The organism is Pseudomonas graminis, assembly GCF_004364335.1.
GTDB classification, from domain to species: domain Bacteria; phylum Pseudomonadota; class Gammaproteobacteria; order Pseudomonadales; family Pseudomonadaceae; genus Aquipseudomonas; species Aquipseudomonas graminis_D.
Map to the genome: position 1 here is coordinate 1 of NZ_SOCR01000002.1, position 19,677 is coordinate 19,677.

Here is a 19,677-nt window from a genome sequence, read left to right on the forward strand (position 1 = left end):
TTTTTGAACGCCGCAGAGGCGTCCTCGATGGCTTCAGCGGTCATCAATCCGCCGCCGAACTGCTCAAGCAGCTCCTTAGGGATTTTCGGTAGCTCACGCAACGCAGGTTTCTTTTTGGTTGGCATACATGCACCTCCTACTCATGTTATGCCCAAACACAAAATTTCTGACACCCCCGCTTTAGCCGGAAATGCGCACTGATGCACGCCACCACTTGCACTGCTTCACGCCGGCTTCCAGGTCACCGCATTTATCCCCAGTCGCTCGGCCTTGGGCTTGGAGAGTTTGATGGCTCTGTCGCTCCGGTACTTGGGGATGTCGGCCACGCCGGCGTCCACTGCAGCCCAGTGCCACGCCTCAGCGTTATCCATTTGCTTGGCGCACACGTAGAACCAGCGTGGCTTGCCATGGAAAAGGTATTCGATGCGGTAGTGTTGGGTATGTTGCATGGTCTGGATCTCGTTCACAGGTTCGATTGCGTTATGTGGTTTCCATCTTGGGTGGACGACTGACTCACCGCATTCGGGTGGAGCTGCAGAACTAGGGATCCGCTTGTGGCGCCGCAGATCGACTGTTGGTACCCGCCGGCGAAGGTTTAGCGGGCTGCATGATGTGGCCGCGACCGGTAGGGTCTGCCAATTGCACCGTATCGCCGTGCTGCCAGGCGTCGGCGCCCTTGAGCACGGGCCGCACTTGAATGTCCGCGCGTTCCGAGCGTTTCTCCCGGGTATCGATGCCCATGCGGTGGTTGCGCTGCTCGACCATGGCCGGGTCCGCCTGGCCGTCCGCTGTGAAGCCCATCATCAACTGGGGCACGCCCAACGGCAGTTGCTTGTCCTGATCGGTGTGCCAGGTGTGCCAGGTCTTGCCATAGGTATTGGCCAGTTTGGCCATCAAGGCGTGTTCGGCGCTGGCAGGAATACCCGGCGCGACCAGTTGCCCCGACTTCACCTCATGGGCATGGCTGTGCCAGAGACGCTTCTCGCCGGCTGGCAGTGTCGCGAAGAGTTCAGCACTGATGATGTATTCAACCCCCATCAACTTGGCATCCCGGACATTGCCGTCGTAAATCACGCACTGTATGAACTCTTCACTCAGCACCGAGCAATAGTGATGAGCTTCCATCTGCACATCAGGATGGCCGTTATAAAAATGAAAGCCATCCAGATACGCATTGAGCGCTTCGATGGGCGGACGCGACTGCAACGTCGCGGCACCCGCGTCGAGTACGCTGAGGGTTGCGCTGGTCGGCTTGCCGGGACTCGGCACACTGGAGCGAGTGTCATCACCCGCGCATCCACTCAACGCACCACAGGCCAACGTGACCGACAAGGCCAGGCTCGGGGTGAATGAGGCCAGCTTCTTCTCAAGGGATAACCGCATTGAAAGTCTCCATAAATTGAGGCCTCAGGCTTTCAAGGGCGGCTTCGTGCCGCGTTCTAACTGGGCGGGGAAACCCATTGATCGAAACAAGTGCATAAGTCGGCGCAGACAATGCGCCGGTAAAAAGTTGACCCTGCACCGCTGCCGGATGTTCATCCTTAATTTCAATTTTCGAGACGAGCGGCTTGAAGACAACTTGAGCCCTTTAGTTTGACCTCTCTATCAACCAAAGAGATGAATTAATGACGCCTTTAGCGGTAAGTCATTCATTCGGATAGGTGTCGCATAAAGACAAATAAGAGTTCGCACCACTCATCCGTACTCATCAACGCCTCTCACTCATTCAACCGCGCAGTTCATCGTATGAGTTGCCCCCAGTGGCAGTGGACACCACCCATTGGCTGATATCGGAGAGCCATCATGACACCCGCTAACGAAAACCCGGGCAACTTTGCGAACGATTGTGAGGCAGTCAGTCGCTCTCCAGCCTTAACGTCTCAGCGACCGGCAAGTCCACAGGCTCTCCAACGGCAATGCGCTCCGCCTGATCGCGCCCCCGTTCAAGCCCTTGCTCGACGGTCCATTCCGACCCCGGCAGTCTGAACAGATGCTCCACCACCCTTTCACCGTCCGCAGCATAAACACAGACCAATACTTCGACGAGGTCGCCATTGGCACGGGCGCGAACTTCCAGTTGACAACCGTTTTCCGCCGCCTCGCTGTAGGATTCGTGTTGAAGCGTTAGTTGCGCCCAGCTCTGATAGACATCACCACGGTTAAACATTGAAGACTCCTGATTGGGTTAATAAGTGGCCGTCGCTAGTTGCACTGGCAAAGCGTCCCGCGATTGACGCGGTTGACCAGCGAAGACAACGGGAAGGTTTCATCGGCCGCATCTTTAGTTCATCGGGACTCACGGCGCCCAGTACGCTTGAATCTTCATCTGACAGGGGACGCCGCTCGGCATCCACCCAAACAGACGGTTCCAAAGCATCAGTTGCAGCTTAAGACCGGCGTGGCGTGGCGTGGCCGGCCTGTCACGTCCAACCCAACTGCTTCTGGATTTCACGGCGATAAGGCGTGTCGATCTGGGCCGGCACCCGAAGAATGTAATCCCGGGCATGATCGAGCTTCTCGCCCGACAGGCCTCGCAGATACGCCAACGCCTCCTCGCTCGTCGGCAAACGCCCCTCGCTGCCAAGACGCGGCGGCAGTGCCGTCCAGATCAGCCCATCGACCTGACGCTCGTGGGCCCACTGGGCCAAAGGGCCGGTTGCAGAAGCTCCCGGCAGGTACACACCGATTCCGTCCTCGCGCTCGGCAGGAATCTGCTCACGCTCACGTAGCGCACGGCACGCCTGCTCCAGTGAATCGGTGGCCAACACCGCCCAAAGTACCCTGCACGGCGCTGCGTTAAGGCAGATCGCCGTCGCCAGCTCGCCGCCGTCACCGATTCGCGAGAATTCGACCGGCAACGCCGGCCCGTCCATGAACCACTCACTGGCGAGCGGCAGTCCATCCGGCTTCCATATCAATGAGCCCCAACCCAGACAGGCTATTACCATTGCTTTTTCATCCTTCCCAAGGTGTGCACGAATTCTATTGGCGGCAAGTGTTTGCGCAGCGTCGCCACGCGCCCATGCGTTGCGCATGTTTGATTGGGCAAGGCATCGCTGCAAAAAGTCATTTTTTTGCACAGCGCCAGCCAGCCGGACCGCCCGCCGTCTCAAGCGCTGCACTGGCTATAGAAACCTACCCCGCCGCCGATATCCTCTAACAGTCATAACGTTCTGCAGCGCTGCAAGTTGTGGGTTCGCCGATTTTTTCTTATTGCGCGCGTTGGGTTCCTATTCATGAAATTCCCGTCTCTTGATCAATTGAAAGCGCTGGTGTGCGTCCAGCGGGACAACACGCGACTGATGGAAGCGCAATACATCGCGCTGTCCAGACAGTTGCCCATGATGTACGTCATCCTGCTGATCAACACCCTCGCGCTCGCGGCTACCCATTACGGCATCGCTCCGCTGTGGCTGACCGTCTACATTCCGCTGTTGCTGACCCTGGTCGGCGCCGTGCGCGCGGTCCTCTGGTGGCAGAGCCGCAGTCAGCCCATCACCACCGAGCACATCTTCAGAAAGCTGACCCGCACCAACCAGCTCACCGTGTTCATCGCGTTCGGCTTCACGATCTGGGCGCTGCTGCTGTTTCCCTATGGCGACACGTACACCAAATCCCACGTGGCGTTCTACATGGCGATCACGGTGATCGTCTGCATCTTCTGTCTGATGCACCTGCCGTCTGCGGCGATGATGACCACGGCGGTGGTCAACATCGCCTTCGTGGCGTTTTTTGCCAATGCCGGCAACGCGACGTATACCGCCATGGCGGCCAACGTGTTCCTCGTCTCCCTGGCGATGATCGTGGTGCTGCAGAACCATTACGGCGAGTTCACCCGGCTGGTGAACATGCAGATCCGCACGGAAAAGCTCAGCGATGACAATCAACGGCTGGCCAACGAAGACAGCCTCACCGGCCTGCCCAACCGGCGACAGTTCTTCAACCTGCTCGACCGTGAACTCGCGCAGGCCCGGCACCACGACACGCGACTGGCAGTGGGGATGATCGATCTGGACGGTTTCAAGCCGATCAACGACTCCTATGGCCACGGCGTGGGCGACAAGCTGTTGCGCCAGGTTGGCCAACGGCTGCGCGCGTTTGCCAGTGAGCAGCTGCACGTGGCTCGCCTGGGCGGCGATGAGTTCGGGCTGATCATCGTCAGGGCCGGCGACGAAAGCGACCTGATCAGACAAGGCCAGTCGCTGTGCCGGACCATGCGTCAGCCGTTTGTGATCGGCGACATTCAGGTCAGCATCAGCGCGTCCATGGGCCTGGTGGTGTTTCCGGACCTGGCGAGCACCTCGACCGAGGCCTATGAGTTCGCCGATTACGCGCTGTACACCAGCAAGCGCGAAACACCCGGCGAGCTGTGCCTGTTCTCGCCAAGCCAGCATCAGCGCCTCAAGCGCGACATGCTCACCGAGCAGGGCCTGCGCCAGGCCAATGTCGCTGAAGAATTCACCCTGGTGTTCCAGCCGATCGTCGACATCCGCACCTCGCGCACGGTGGGGTTCGAAGCGCTGGCCCGATGGATGAGCCCTAAGCTGGGCAGCGTCGCGCCGGGGCACTTCATCGGTGTGGCCGAACGCATTGGCCTGATCAACCGACTGACGCCGCCGCTGCTTGAAAAAGCCCTGAACGCGGCGCAGCTGTGGCCTGCCGATGTCAGGCTCGCGTTCAACCTGTCGGCTCACGATTGCTCGTCGATGGCCGCTGTCGAACAGTTGATCGGGGTAATTCGCCTGAGCGGCTTCGGCGCCTCGCGGCTGGACCTGGAAATCACTGAAACCGCCGTCATCAAGGACCTCGTCCAGGCGCAAAGGGCGATCAACGCATTCCGGGAACTGGGCTGCGGCATTTCCCTGGACGACTTCGGCACCGGCTATTCAAGCCTGAGCCAGCTCCACGCCCTGCCCCTGACCAAGCTGAAGATCGACCGCTCGTTCATCACCGATATTCACCAGAACGCCGCGAGCTTCAAGATCGTCAAATCGCTGCTGGCGTTGAGTCAGGACATGGAATTGCAGTGCGTCAGCGAAGGCGTTGAAACCGAGGCGGAGCTGGAGGCCTTGCGGACCCTGGGCTGCACGCTGGTTCAGGGCTATCTGTTCTCACGGCCGATGCCCCTTGCGCAAACCCTGGAGTGGATCGGCTCAACGCCAGGCGTGCCGGTGGCGGCGATCGTTCTGTGAAGTGGTTGCGGGAAGAGCACAGCGGCGCTTATTGCCGCTGAGAAGATGGCAACGGGCGTTGCCGATCAGGCGCTGTGCTGGACTTTCAGCATGGCCAGACCAATGAAGCGTCGCGAGTCTTCCTGAAAGTCTCGCACCTGGGCGGCAAATTGCTCTTCGCGGGTGTCCACGTGGCGCGTACTGAAGGAGGTGGCGACGTCGGCGATGACCTGCGTCGTGTCGTTCAGGGTCTGGTGCAGCGTGCCCAGAATGCCGACCGCATTGCGATTTGAAATGATCACTTCGCGATTATTGCTGGGGAGCATCCTGCCTGAAGCCGTCTGATCGTCTGCATCCAGTCTGTCCACAGTGCCCAGCAGACTGTTGCCGGAGAACAGATAATGCATATCCACGCCAGCGTCACAGACGCGCTGAAGGTAGTCGGCCTTGGGTGATCGATGGCCGCTTTCGTAGTGACCCTGGGCGTTAGGTTCGACGCCGCCGATTCTGGCGAACGCAATTTGCGTCAGACCTAACCGTTTGCGTTCTTTTCTCAAACGCGTGCCAAGCTTTTCCATGAGCAAACTCCTGCTGAATTCACGCCACGCGATGGAGCGGTGGGTGCAATGGGGGGCTGGAGTGCGAGCTTCCTGGGTTAGCGAAATAGCCTCGTACGGTGGGAACTCACCACCTTACAGCGTTTGCAACATGAGCGAACAAGTATTTGGCCGGCATCTCGACTGCCCGGTTTTAAGTCAGCCCCCTTCCCGATCTACAGGTGTCAGCCTGAAAAAAGCGGGACGTCTATATCCCCGTCGGGCATTCAGCTGGATGTACCCAACGAAATCCAGCAAATCCCCGCAGTCATTGTTCATCCAACTGTAGTCGACCTGCTAAAACGCAAACGTTTTCCCCCCATATGGAGAGGTTTGCGCAAACGCGCCGACGACCGGTACACCATCACCGATACCGCTGTATTCCTAATAGAATCATAGGGTTATCCATTAACAATTTAGTCAAATAGATAACCGTCAAACAATTTTCCATTGATCTCGAATGGATCCGATCTAGATTAATGGCAAACGGCTTTCACCCAAACAAGAACCAAAATTGCGCCTGACTCGATCAATCAGGCGGCTGGTATGACACGCCATTAACCGCGTTGTTGTAGTGCTAAAAGCGAAGAAAAGGACTGTCAGAATGGACAATATTGTTGTCGCCAATAAAGCAACCTCCGAACTTACTGCTAAAACCTGGGGAGATCTTTCACTCAATTCCCCGTCCGTTGTGCAAATGCCCGTCCCACCCAGCCAAGTCGCTTCAGTCTCCCGAAACGGGCAAGACCTTGTCGTGAATTTGAAAAATGGCGAGCACATCAAAGTCGCCAACTTTTTCAACACCGCTCCGGATGGCCCCAACAGCGACATGGTGTTCCAGGGCGAAGACGGCACGCTTTGGCAGGCGCAGTACGATACTCAGTCCTTCAATGGTTTTACCTTCGACGAAGTCGATTCTCTCGATCAGCTCATCGCCGACGCTGGCGTGGTCAGCGGTGCGACCCCTACTTTTGCGATTGCCGGGCTCGGCCTGTTGGGCGCCGGCGGTGCGGCGGCGGCAGCGGGCGGGGCCGCAGGTGGCGGCGGCGGTGGCGGTGGCGGTGGCGGTGGAAACGCCGCTGACACGTCCGCGCCCGTGGCCCCTGGCAACCTGCTCGTCAGTGCCGACGGCACGTTGCTGACCGGCACCAGTGAGGCCGGCGCAACCATCCAGGTAAGAAACAACGCCGGCACCCTGCTTGGTAGCGGTGTCGTGGCACCAGACGGCAGCTTCAGCGTGACGCTCAACCCTCCACAAACCAGCGGCCAGCCCCTGGCGGTCAGCGCCACCGACGCCGCCGGCAACGTATCCCCTTCCACCCAGGCGCCAACGCCCGATACCGACGGCGGAACACCTCCAGGGCCAGACACCACAGCGCCTGCTGCGCCGGGTAACCTGGCGGTCAACCCCACGGGCAGCGTGCTGACCGGTACCGGTGAAGCGGGTGCCACCATTCAAGTGCGCGCCGCCGATGGCACCCTGCTGGGCAGCGGCATCGTTGCAACAGACGGCACCTTCAGCCTTACCCTGAGCCCGGCGCAAACCGATGGCCAGTCGCTGAACGTGACGGCAACCGACGCCGCCGGGAATACCTCCGTGCCTGCTCAAGCCTTGGCGCCGGACATCGACGTCACCCCGCCAGGCGACACCACGCCACCCGATGCGCCGGCCAATCTGGCCGTCAGTGCCAACGGCACCCGGTTGACGGGTTCCGGTGAAGCGGGTGCCACCATTCAAGTGCGCGCCGCCGATGGCACCCTGCTGGGCAGCGGCATCGTTGCAACAGACGGCACCTTCAGCCTTACCCTGAGCCCGGCGCAAACCGATGGCCAGTCGCTGACCGTCAACGCGGTCGATGCCGCCGGTAACGTCTCGCCACCCGCTCAAGCGCTCGCGCCGGACATCGACGTTCCACCGGTCGACACCACTGCACCCAACGCTCCCGGCAACCTGGTGGTCAGCGCAGACGGCACGCGCATCACCGGCTCCGGCGAAGTCGGCGCGACCATTCAGGTGCGTGCCGCCGATGGCACCCTGCTCGGCAGCGGCACCGTCGGCGCAGACGGTACCTTCAGCCTTGGCCTCAATCCGCCGCAAACTGACGGCCAGTCGCTGACCGTCAATGCGGTCGATGCCGCCGGCAACGTCTCCCCACCGGCTCAGGCCCAGGCGCCGGACATTGACGTCACGCCTCCCGGCGGAGATGTCACGCCGCCGGATGCCCCGACCGGCATTGCCATCAGTGGCAATGGCGCGATCGTCAGTGGTCGTGGCGAAGCCGGCAGCACCGCGAGTGTCATCGATGCCAACGGCAACGTCCTCGGCACAGCCGTCGTGGGCACTGACGGGCTGTTCAACATCACCCTTAACTCGCCGCAAAACGCCGGTCAGCCGCTGCAGGTCACCCTGACCGATGCCGCCGGCAACACCTCCGCCAACGTTCCCCTGCAAGCACCGGATACCACGCCGCCGGCGGCGCCTTCAGACTTCGTGCTGTCGGCTGACGGCCTCACCCTCACCGGTCGTGCCGAAGCAGGTTCTCGCGTGCTCGTGCGCAATGCGTCGGGCGCCGTCATCGGCGCCACCCGCGCCGCTCTGGATGGTACGTTCAGCGTGACCCTCGACAGCGCCCAGCTCAACGGCGAAAAACTCAACGTCAGTGCGACGGATTCGGCCGGCAACTCTGCCTCGGCCGAGCTGACCGCCGCCGATACCACACCACCCGCACAAGTCACCGATGTGGTGATCAGCGCTGACGGTACGCAGGTCTCCGGCAAAGGCGAAGCCGGCGCCACGGTCACCATCGTCGGTGCCGGCGGCACACCCATCGGCACTGCGATCGTCGGGGCAAACGGCACTTTTCAAACCTCGCTGACGACACCGGCCAACCCCGGTGATCAGGTGCAAGTCACCCAGACCGACACTGCAGGCCTGCCGTCCCCCGTGCTGGTGGTCACGGCGCCGGACGCCAGTGGTCCGGCGACACCTTCCGGTCTGGTCATCAGCGCCGACGGCACCCAACTCAGCGGCACCGCGAGCGCCGGTTCGGTGGTTCAGGTCCGTGATGCCAACGGCGTGCTGGTCGGCAGTGCGACGGTTGGCACTAATGGCAGCTTCACTGTCGTGCTCAACCCGGCCCAGGCCAACGGTGAAGTGCTCGACGTGGTCGCGGTCGACGGTCAGGGCGAAAACTCGGTCACCGTGCCCGTCACCGCGCCCGACATCACTGGTCCGACCGCTGCCACTGATCTCAGCGTGGCCAACAACGGACTGACCCTGACCGGCCGGGGCGAACCGGGCTCGACCGTTTCAGTACGCGACGCCCTTGGCAATGTCATTGGCACCGGCGTGACGTCCGCGACCGGCAACTTCACTGTGACCCTCGCTTCCGCGCAAACCAATGGCCAGGCGCTGCAAGTGGTACTGAATGATGCCGCCGGGAATCCATCACCCGTCGCGCCAGTGAACGCGCCGGACCTCGACGGCCCGCTGCAACCGTCCGCCATCAGCATCGACGCCAGCGGCACCACGGTGACGGGCACCGGCGAGGCCGGATCGACGATCACCGTCACCGACGTCAATGGCAACGTGCTCGGCACCGCCATCGCCGCGGCGAACGGGCAGTTCAGCGTGACCTTGAACACCCCGCAGAACAACGGACAAAGCCTGTCGATCAGCGCCAGTGACGGCAGCGGCGGCGCACCTGCCACCGTGACGTTTGTCACGCCGGACACCCAGGCACCCACGGCGGTGACCAACCCTGTTCTCGACGGCAACGGTCTGACCCTGACCGGGGTCGGTGAAGCCGGTGCCACCGTGACGGTGCGCGACGCTGCCGGTAACGTCATCGGCAGCGGCCAGGCCGGCGCCGACGGCCGCTTTACCCTGACCCTGACCACAGCACAAACCGACGGTCAGTTGTTGCAAGTCACCCAGGCCGATGCCGCAGGCAACCAGTCGCTGCCGGTCACGGTCACTGCGCCGGACCTCAGCGCACCGGCACCGGTGACCAACCTTGATCTGTCGGCGAACGGTCTGATCGTCACCGGTAACGGCCAGATCGGCGCCACCGTGACCGTCAAGGATGCCCTCGGCGCGACCCTCGGCAGCGCCGTGGTCGGCAGTGACGGCCGTTTTGAAGTCACCCTGTCCAGCGCGCAGATCAACGGCCAGGAGCTCAACGTCACCCAGGTCGATGGCTCGACCCTGGCGTCTGGGGCGGTACCCTTGCAAGCAGCGGACATCCAGGCGCCAGACGCCCCCACCGGCCTGACCCTGAGCGCTGATGGTCTGACGCTGAGCGGCCAGGGTGAGCCGGGTGCCACGGTCAACGTGCGGGACGCCAATGGCAATCTGCTGGGCACCGCCACTGCTGATACGACCGGTCGTTTTAATGTCCTGCTCAACGCGGCCCAGGACGACGGCCAGGTGCTGGTGGTCAAGCAGACCGACGCCGCAGGCAACATTTCCCCGGCGTCTTCTCTCACCGCGCCGGACACCACCGCGCCCGACGCCCCCACCGGAATCAGCATCAGCAATGACGGCCTGACCGTTTCCGGGACAGGCGTTGCGGGCGATACCGTTCAAGTGCGCGATGCCAACGGCACCCTGCTGGGCTCGGCCACCGTCGCGACCAACGGCAGTTTCGCGGTGACCCTGAGTCCGGCGCAGCTGGACGGTCAAGTGCTGAACGTGACCCAGACCGACGCCAGCACCCTGCCCTCGGCGCCCGCGTCTGTCACCGCGCCCGACATCACTGCACCGCCTGCGGTCATCAACCTCACGCTCGACGGCAATGGCCTGCTGACCGGCACCACGGTGGCCGGCGGCTCGGTCAAAATTCTGGATGCCAATGGCGTTCAGATCGGCACTGCCGTTGCCGGGGCTGACGGGATTTTCACCGTTACCGTGACGCCGATCCTGAGAAATGGCGAGACGGTGCAAGTGGTCGCCACCGATGGCGCCAACGATTCGCTGGCCACCCCGGTGCTCGCACCTGACACCACCCGACCGGTCGATGTGACTAACCTGGCCATCAGCCCCGACGGCGCGAGCGTTTCCGGCGTCGGCGAGCCCGGCACCACCGTCACCGTTCGCGGGCCGGCCAATCAGCTGCTCGGTACCGGCACCGTGGGCCAGGACGGCACGTTCGTTATCGGCCTCAATCCGCCGGCGGCAAACAACACCAACGTCGACGTGATCAGCACTGACGCCAGCGGCAACGCGTCAAACGCCGTCTCCCTCGCGGGGCCGGACGGCACTCAGCTGGCGACCCCCAACGGCATGGCCATCAGCACCGACGGTTTCATCATGACCGGCGCGGCAACGGCGGGCAGCACAGTCACCATTCTCGACAGCAACGGGGTCAGTCTGGGCAGCGGCAGGGTCAACAGCTTCGGCCGCTTCAGCATCCTGATGCGTTTCGCCCAACTGAATGCGCAGACCCTGCACGTCGTCTCGACCGATGACGCGGGCCACACCTCGGTCACCGCGCTGGTTGTCGCCAGCGACGTGACGGCGCCCGAAGCCCCGGCGGGTCTGACCATCAACGCCGACGGCAGCTCCGTCACCGGGCGCGGTGAAGCCGGTGCGACAGTGACCATTACAAACAGTGGCGGCACCGTGCTGGGCTCCGGCATCGTCGCGGCCAATGGCATCTTCACCATCGCGCTGACCCCATCGCAACTGGACGCGCAACCCCTGACGGCGACCCAGGTCGATCAGGCGGGCAACGTCTCCCAGGCCGGCAGCATCGTCGCGCCGGATCTGACAGCGCCCACCGCTGCAACGGGTCTGACCATCAACAATGTCGGCACCGTGGTCAATGGCCTCGGTGAAGCTGGCGCGACCGTGACCATTCGTGATGCCGCGGGCAACATCCTGGCCACCGGCCTGGTCAACCAGAGCGGCCAGTTCCAGGTCACGCTGCCCAATGCCGTCACCACGGGCGCGCCGCTGACCGTGACCCTCGCCGATGCGGCAGGCAACGTGTCGGCCGGTGCAAGTCTGACGACCGTGGACACCACCCCGCCGGCCCTGCCGCAGAACCTGCTGGTCAGTGCCAACGGCAGCACCCTCACCGGGACCGGCGAGGCCGGCGCGACAGTGAAAGTCCTCGACGCCGGCGGCACCTTGCTGGGCACCGCGCTGGTGGCCAGTGACGGCACTTTCACCGTGACCCTCGCCCCTGCGCCAAATAACGGCCAGGCGCTGGACATCAGCCAGACCGACCCGAGCGGCAACGTCTCGCCATCGGCCAACCTCACGGCGCCGGACATCACGCCGCCCGCCGCCCTCACTCAAGTGTCGGTGAACGCCGACGGCCTGACCGTGACCGGCCGGGGCGAACCCGGCGCAACGGTGTCGGTGCGCACGTCAGCCGGCGCCCTGCTGGGCACGGCGCTGGTGGCGGCCAATGGCGCGTTCAGCGTCACGCTGAGCACCGCGCAGATCAACGCCGAAGTCCTGACCGTCACCCAGGAAGACCCGCCGGGCAACGTGTCGACGGCGGTCAACGTCACGTCTGTCGACCTCACCGCACCGGACAGCCCGACGGCGCTGTTGCTCAGCGGCAGCGGCGTGCAGTTAGGCGGCAACGCCGAAGCCGGCAGTACCGTCACCGTGCGTGATGCGTCCGGCACGGTATTGGGTTCAGGGGTCGCCGGGGCCAATGGCGTGTTCCAGGTCACCCTGTCCAGCCCTCAACTCAACGGCCAGAGCCTGAGCGTGACGGCGACTGACGCCGCCGGTAATGTTTCGGTGCCGGCGCCTTATCAGGCCGCCGACACCACCGCACCCGCTGCAGCCAGCAACCTGGCCGTCAGCGCCGATGGCCTGACCCTGGGCGGCACCGGCGAGGCCGGTGCAACGGTGGTCGTGCGCGACGCCAATGGCAACACGCTGGGCACCGCCACCGTGGGAGCCAATGGCAGCTTTACCGTCGGGCTGACCCCGGCGGCCGCGGCCGGCAGCACATTGACCGTGGTCGAAACCGACGCAGCCGGCAATGCGTCCGCTGCCAGCACGGTGGTTGCCCCCGGCAATCTCGCCGAACCTGCGCCGCTCAATCTGGCCCTCAGTGCAGACGGCCTGACCCTGACCGGCACCGCCAACGCCGGCAGCACCGTCAGTATCCGCACCGCATCCGGTGTGCTGCTGGGGACGGCGCTGGTCAATGGCGACGGCACCTTCAGTGCGCAGCTCAATGCCGCGCAGCTCAACGGCGAGTCGCTGTCGGCCATCGCCACGTCCAGCGACGGCATCAACTCGCTGGCCACCGGTTACCTGGCGGCGGATGTCACCGCGCCCGGGCAGCTCACCGATCTGGTGCTCACTACCAACGGCGTCACCCTGACCGGCCACGGCGAAGTGGGCGCAACGGTGACGGTGCTCGGCGTTGGCGGGGCTATCCTCGGCACCGGCCAGGTGGGCGCCGACGGCAATTTCTCGCTGACGCTGAACACCCCGCAGATTGCCGGCCAGGCCCTGAGCGTGTTCCAGACCGACGTGGCCGGTAATGAATCCGCCAGCCTTGGGCTGACAGCCCGTGACTTGATCGCCCCGAATGCGCCGCTCGCCCTGGCGGTGACGCCGGACGGCGCGGTGCTGTCGGGTACCGGTGAACCCGGCGCCACGGTCAATGTATTCAACGCCAGCGGCGCCTTGGTCGGCTCCGGCAGCGTGCGCATCGACGGCACCTTCCAGCTCACCCTGACCACTCCACAAGCCAACGGCGAACTGTTGGCGGTGACCCTGACCGATGCGGCTGGCAATGTTTCCGTGCCCGGCAGCCTGACCTCGGTCGACACCACGGCGCCACTCGCCCTGACCCAGCTGAACATTTCCAGCGATGGCGCGACGCTGACCGGCCGCGGTGAAGCCGGGGCAATCGTCACAGTGACCAACAACCTCGGCGCATTGCTTGGCACCGCAACGGTGGGCAATACCGGGGCGTTTACCCTGGTGCTGGTCCCGGCGCTGACCAACGCCGAAGTGTTGACGCTGGTGCAACGGGATGCCACGGGCAACGTGTCGCCCCAGGCCAGCCTGACCACGCCTGACTTCACCCCGCCCGATCAGCTCGATAACGTGCGTATCAACGCCGCGGGTGCGGTGGTGACCGGTACCGGTGAGGCCGGTGCCACTGTCACTGTCCGCGATGCCAGCGGCACCCTGCTCGGCACCACCCTGGTGCTGACGGACGGCACCTTCAGCGTCACCCTCTCCACCCCGCAGATCAACAACCAGGTGCTGAGCGTTCAACAGGCCGACCCGCCCGGCAACGTCAGCGTGCCGGCGACGGTCATCGCACCGGATCTGACGCCGCCAGCGGTCGCCACCGGTCTGCAGTTCAATGCCGCCGGCAGTGTGCTCAGCGGCAGCGGCGAAGCCGGCGCGGGGGTGCGCGTTACCCTGGCCGATGGCACGCAAGTCGGCACCGGCACCGTGGGGGTCGACGGCAAGTTCCTGATCACCCTGACGCAGACGCAAAATGCCGGTCAGCCGGTGTTTGTCGTGCTCACCGACGCCGCTAACAATGCCTCGGCGGCAGGCTCCCTGGCATCACCCGACCTGACGCCGCCCGCAGCGGTCACCAACGTGCAAATCAGTGACACCGGCGTGCTGGTCAGCGGTCGCGGTGAGGCAGGCGCCAGCCTGTTGATCACCGATGCCGCCGGCAACATTGTCGGCACCGGCGTGGTCGGGGTAGACGGCAATTTCGCGGTGTCGCTTTCGGTACCGCAAATCAATGGCGAGCTGCTGTCGATCGTGCAGCGCGATGCGGCGGGCAACCCCTCAGCGGGCACGCCGGTCACAGCGCCGGACAATACTCCGCCAGCCCTGCCGGTGGTGACGTCGCTGAGTGCCAACGGCCTGACACTGAACGGCACCGGTGAAGCAGGCGCCACGGTCAGGGTGACCAGCGCAACCGGCGCCAGCCTTGGCAGCGCCACGGTGCAGACCGACGGGACGTTCAGCGTCACGCTGTCGGCTGCCCAGCTCAATGGCCAAACCCTCAACCTCACCCAGACCGACGCGGCCAATAACGTATCCGGCACGGTGGCTTACCAGGCCGCCGACGTCACCGACCCCCTGGCCGTGACCAACCTCGCGGTCAGCCAGGACGGTCTGACGCTCACAGGCCGCGGTGAACCCGGTGCGACGGTCACCGTGTCGGTGGCGGGCACCCCTGCGCTCGGCACCGCCATCGTGCGCGCGGACGGTACGTTCAGCGTTCCGCTCTCGACGGCGCAGCTCAATGGCCAGTCGCTGTCGGTGGTGCAGGTTGACCCTGCGCTCAACGATTCAACGCCGGTGGCGGTCATCGCGCCGGACAGCACGCCGCCAGCGGTGCCGGTGTTCACCTCGCTCACCGGCAACGGCACGATCCTGCAAGGGACCGCCGAAGCCAACAGCACAGTGACGGTGACGTCCGCCAATGGCACCTTGCTGGGTTCTGCTCAAGCGGCCGCCAACGGGCAGTACTCGATCACGTTGAGTCCAGCGCAAACCAACGGGCAAGTCATCTCCATCGTGGCGACGGATGCCGCCAACAACCACTCCGCGCCGCTGGTCCAGCAAGTGCCCGACACTCAGGCGCCTGATCCTGTCAGCAACCTGACCATCAGCGCCGATTACCTGCTGTTGGCAGGCCGCGGTGAAGCGGGCGCGATCGTGACCGTCAAAGACTCCCTCGGCGTCACACTCGGCACCGGGCAGGTCGCGGCCAATGGCACCTTCGTGGTCACCCTGGCCCCCGGCGTCACGGCCAACAACGTGCTCACGGTCGGTCAGGTGGACGCGAGCAACAATGTGTCCGGGACGCTCAACCTCACCGTCCCCGTGACCCCGCCACCGAATGCGCCGACCAATCTGCAGGTCAGCGCCGACGGTCTGAGCGTGACCGGCAGCGCCGTAACGGGCACCACCATCACGGTGTACAGCGCAACAGGCGCGGTGCTCGGGACGGCGGCCACCAATGCCGGCGGTACGTTCACGGTGACCCTCAACACCGCACAAACAAATGGCGAAAGCCTGGGCGTGACGGCCAGTACCGGCGCAGGCGGCGCATCATTGCCGGCTGCGGTAGTGGCGGTCGACACCACGCCGCCGGCGGTGCTCAGTGATCTGGCGGTCAGCGCCACCGGCACCCTGGTGAGCGGTCGCGGCGAGGCCGGGGCGACGGTGACCATCACCAGCGCCACCGGTATCACCCTTGGCACTGCGCTGGTCAATGCCGGCGGCACCTTTGGCGTCGTACTGAGCACGGCGCAGGCCAACGGTCAGGTGCTCAACGCGTATCAGACCGACAGCGTCGGTTTGCAGTCCGGCACATTGCCGGTCACCGCGCCCGATATCACCGCGCCGAATGCACCCGCAGCGCTGGTGCTTAATGGCGCCGGCACGGTCCTGAGCGGGATTGGCGAAGCCGGTGCGACGGTCACCGTGCGCAGTAGCCTCGGCGTCGTTCTGGGCACCGCAACGGTGGCAGTGGACGGCACGTTCAGCGCCAACCTCTCGGCGGCCCAGCTCAACGGTCAGTTGCTGTCGGTGAGCCAGCGTGACGTCGCCGGCAACGTCTCGTTGTTGGCCAACCTCAGTGCTGTCGACACCACACCACCCGCTGCGCTGACCAACGTCGCGCTGAACGGCGCAGGCTTGCAGGTCAGCGGCAACGGTGAAGCAGGCGCGACCGTGCGCGTCACCAATGCCGCAGGCGTCGTACTGGGCACTGCGGTTGTCAGCGCGGCAGGCGGATTCGTCGTTTCGCTCTCCACTGCTCAGCTGAACGGTCAGGTGTTGAGCGTCCAGCAAGCGGACGTGGCCGGTAACGCGTCGGTCGTCGCGACGGTCACCGCCGTCGACCTTCAGGCGCCTAATCCGCCTTCCGCGCTGATTCTGGCCGCCAACGGCCTGACCCTCAGCGGCAGCGGTGAAGCGGGCGCGACGGTCAACGTGTTCAACGCCGGCGGTACGCTGCTGGGGACCACAACGGTGGGCGCAGGCGGGACGTTCAACCTCACCCTCAACGCCGCACAACTGGACGGCCAGGCGCTGACGGTGCGTCAGGTCGACGTCGCGGGCAACGTGTCGGCTGCCGGCAGCCTGGTGGCCGCGGACATCACGCCGCCCGGCGCACCGACAGCGGTGAGCGTCAATGCCAGTGGCTCGGTGGTCACGGGTACCGGTGTCGCCGGCTCGACGGTGACCGTGCGCAACGCAATCGGGGCTGTGCTCGGCAGTACGACAGTGGCCGCCAACGGCAGCTTCTCGGTGGCATTGAGTGCGGCGCAGATCAACAACCAGGTGCTGAGCATCACCCAGGCGGATGCTGCGGGTAATGTGTCGATTTCGGCCAGCGCAATTGCGCCCGACCTGACACCGCCTGCTGCACCCGGTGCGCTGCTGGTCAGCGTGGATGGCCTGACGGTCAGCGGCACAGGGGAAATCGGCTCGACGGTGCAGATCAAGTCCACCGGCGGCGCAGTGCTAGGGACGGGCACTGTCGGGGCCACAGGGCTGTTCAGCGTCACCTTGGCACCGGCGCAGATCAACGGCGAAACCCTGCTGGTCAGCCTCACCGACATCAAGGGCAACCTCTCGGTGGCGGCCAACGTCACCGCACCGGACATCGACGTCAACACCCCGGTCATCGCCAGCGACAATCTGGCCACCGCCTCGGTCAGCCTGGTGCCGGTGAAGACCACGCAGAACGTTTCGGACTCCTTCAGCACCTTGCTGGCAGGGTTTTCCAAGGCGTTTGTGTTCACCGTCAACAGCGGCACCACCCTTGATCCGACCCTGACACTGACCACCGGCAGCGCGGTGTCACTGCTCGACGGCGTGGTCTACACGCTGCAAGTCAAGAACGCCAGTGGCAGCTGGGTGACCCTGGACGTCAATGGCAACGGTGGCCTGCTCGACCTGGTGGCCCTGACCGGTCAGGGCGTGCGCGTCAATATCGCCGATCTGCAGGGTGGCGATTACCGGCTGGTCGTGTCGAGCACCGGCATCGGCGTGGTGACCACGGTCACCACGCAGCTGCAGCTGGACGTCACCAGCCTGACCCAGTTCAACGGGGTGGCCGGTGCCGCCGTGACCGGCAACGTCATCACCAACCCGGGCGTTGACGGCCAGGCGGACGTGACCGGCCCGGACAACGGCGCGGTGTTGCAGGTGCTGAAAAACGGCAGCTACGTCACCGCGAGCGCGGGCACGACGGTGCAAGGGCTGTACGGCACATTGACCATCGACGCCAGCGGCAACTACAGCTACACGCCGAACGGCGCGGTCACCAGCGTCGGCAAAGTGGATGTCTTCAGCTATCAGCTGGTGCACCCGAACGGCCTGAGCGACACGGCCAATCTGTACGTGCGCATCGACAGCCCGCAGGCCACCGAGGTGTGGAGCGATACCAACCTGGCCAGCCCGGCCTTGCTGGTCGACGCCACCAACGACATCGCGGTCAGCGACATTACCCTGGTCAACAAGGAGGTCATCACCAACTCGACGCTGGGCAGTTTCAGCGTCCCGCTGGCCGGCACCGGGAACGGCTCCTGGACCACCAGTGTGGCGGCCGGCACCGTCACGGACCTGACGGTGGTGGTCAACTCGAGCAACCTGCTGAGTCTGCTCGGGTCAATGACCGTCGGCCTGTACAAGCTCAACACCACGACCAACCAGTACGTGCTGGTGAAGAGCTATGGCGGCAGTGCGCTGGCAAACCTGGGCGGGGGCAACTACGGCATCCGTTTCGACGACCAGACGGCCGGCAGCTATCAGGTGAAAATCAGCACGGGCGGTGTAGGCCTGCTGAGCACCGTCAACGCCAGCCTGATCAATGACGCCACCTACACCAATCAGTTCGTCGTCAGCAGCTACACGCCGGTGGCGGGCAATCTGCTCACCGACACGGCCGGCGGCGGGGCTGATGTGCTGGGCTCGGCCTACACCGTGCTCAATGTGCTGGCGGCCGGCAATTACGTGACGCCGGGCTACAACGGCACCACGATTGTCGGCACCTACGGTTCGCTGCTGGTGCAGGCTGACGGGCGCTACACCTACACCCTGACGCCGGGCCAGACCGATGCGGTCATCGGCCATGAAGACATCTTCACTTACCAGCTCAAGCACCCCAACGGCACCACCGACACGGCGACGCTGACCATTGATCTGGAACAGGCCGGTGCCGTTACCACTACCTCGTTTGCCGCGTTGTCCACCGTAGCGAACGTCGATGATCACAGCGCCACTGCGGTTGCCACCACTGGCGCCGAGCTGATTCAGGGCACCGCGGGCAACGACACGCTGGACGGGTCCCATGGCGGCGCGGTCACCCTCCAGGGTGGCGCCGGCAACGACACGCTGATCATCGCCGACCAGCACTTTGCCTCGGTCGACGGCGGCACGGGCACCGACACCCTGCTGTGGGCCGGGGGCGACGCGACCATCAACCTGGGCGATCTGCAGAGCCGGATCCACAACATCGAGGTGCTGGACCTGAACCACACCAGCGCCGTCGCGCTGACCATCAGCCTGGCGGACCTGGTGTCCATTACCTCGGCAGTCAACAACACACTGATCATCAAGGGGGGCAGCGAGGACAGCGTACACATGACCAACACCTGGGTCGCCGGCGGTGCGCAACAGGCCGATGGCGTCGATTACACCCAGTACACGCCGCAAGAAGATCCAACCCATCACTTATGGGTGCAGAACGGTATTCACGTCGTTTGATCAGCCCGCCCTCTGGCGCTGCCAGCGGCGAGGTTCAACCGGTCGATCGTTACGACCGGCCGGTTGATTGCCTAAAAAGGGAAGCTCTGTATTCGTACAGTAAGGAAGCCATGTGGAGCGCGTTCGCAAGCAGAAATGGCCGGCGGTCGTCCTGACCCTCGGCCTGTGTCAC

General features: G+C 64.2%; 7 protein-coding genes. 2 read left to right on the top strand and 5 right to left on the bottom strand.

The window, feature by feature from the left end; genetic code table 11:
- Nucleotides 1–224: 224 nt before the first annotated feature.
- The 4 genes from EC919_RS02505 to EC919_RS02520 all read right to left on the bottom strand — a co-directional run bounded on the left by EC919_RS02505 (nt 225) and on the right by EC919_RS02520 (nt 2,948).
- Nucleotides 225–449 carry a DUF6555 family protein gene (locus EC919_RS02505; protein WP_133770923.1) on the bottom strand — a complete coding sequence of 75 codons (225 nt, stop codon included), beginning with the start codon at nt 447–449 and terminating at the stop codon, nt 225–227.
- 91 nt (nt 450–540) lie between these two features.
- The gene (locus tag EC919_RS02510; RefSeq protein WP_133770924.1) at nt 541–1,383 is read right to left on the bottom strand and encodes an OBAP family protein; all 843 of its coding nucleotides are present in this window, start codon (nt 1,381–1,383) and stop codon (nt 541–543) included.
- A 472-nt stretch (nt 1,384–1,855) separates the two neighbouring features.
- On the bottom strand, nt 1,856–2,167 hold the full coding sequence (locus EC919_RS02515; protein WP_133770926.1) for a hypothetical protein: 312 nt from the start codon (nt 2,165–2,167) through the stop codon (nt 1,856–1,858).
- Nucleotides 2,168–2,420: 253 nt separating this feature from the next.
- On the bottom strand, nt 2,421–2,948 hold the full coding sequence (locus EC919_RS02520) for a hypothetical protein (protein ID WP_133770928.1): 528 nt from the start codon (nt 2,946–2,948) through the stop codon (nt 2,421–2,423).
- Between the two features lie 288 nt (nt 2,949–3,236).
- Between EC919_RS02520 and EC919_RS02525 the strand changes: the two genes are divergently transcribed.
- Nucleotides 3,237–5,192 carry a putative bifunctional diguanylate cyclase/phosphodiesterase gene (locus tag EC919_RS02525; RefSeq protein ID WP_133770930.1) on the top strand — a complete coding sequence of 652 codons (1,956 nt, stop codon included), beginning with the start codon at nt 3,237–3,239 and terminating at the stop codon, nt 5,190–5,192.
- Between the two features lie 65 nt (nt 5,193–5,257).
- Here EC919_RS02525 and EC919_RS02530 read toward each other — a convergent pair whose 3' ends face one another.
- Nucleotides 5,258–5,749 (bottom strand): helix-turn-helix domain-containing protein, encoded by a 492-nt coding sequence (locus tag EC919_RS02530; protein WP_133770932.1) that lies wholly within the window; start codon nt 5,747–5,749, stop codon nt 5,258–5,260.
- Nucleotides 5,750–6,371: 622 nt separating this feature from the next.
- Here EC919_RS02530 and EC919_RS02535 point away from each other — a divergent pair.
- Complete coding sequence (locus EC919_RS02535; RefSeq protein WP_133770934.1) at nt 6,372–19,505, top strand: BapA/Bap/LapF family large adhesin; 13,134 nt, start codon at nt 6,372–6,374, stop codon at nt 19,503–19,505.
- Nucleotides 19,506–19,677 lie beyond the last annotated feature (172 nt).

Bases quoted from the DNA above. Each gene is read 5' to 3' on its own strand.
- EC919_RS02510 (WP_133770924.1), bottom strand. From the start codon at position 1,383: ATGCGGTTATCCCTTGAGAAGAAGCTGGCCTCATTCACCCCGAGCCTG.
- EC919_RS02505 (WP_133770923.1), bottom strand. From the start codon at position 449: ATGCAACATACCCAACACTACCGCATCGAATACCTTTTCCATGGCAAG.
- EC919_RS02525 (WP_133770930.1), top strand. From the start codon at position 3,237: ATGAAATTCCCGTCTCTTGATCAATTGAAAGCGCTGGTGTGCGTCCAG.
- EC919_RS02530 (WP_133770932.1), bottom strand. From the start codon at position 5,749: ATGGAAAAGCTTGGCACGCGTTTGAGAAAAGAACGCAAACGGTTAGGT.
- EC919_RS02535 (WP_133770934.1), top strand. From the start codon at position 6,372: ATGGACAATATTGTTGTCGCCAATAAAGCAACCTCCGAACTTACTGCT.
- EC919_RS02515 (WP_133770926.1), bottom strand. From the start codon at position 2,167: ATGTTTAACCGTGGTGATGTCTATCAGAGCTGGGCGCAACTAACGCTT.
- EC919_RS02520 (WP_133770928.1), bottom strand. From the start codon at position 2,948: ATGGTAATAGCCTGTCTGGGTTGGGGCTCATTGATATGGAAGCCGGAT.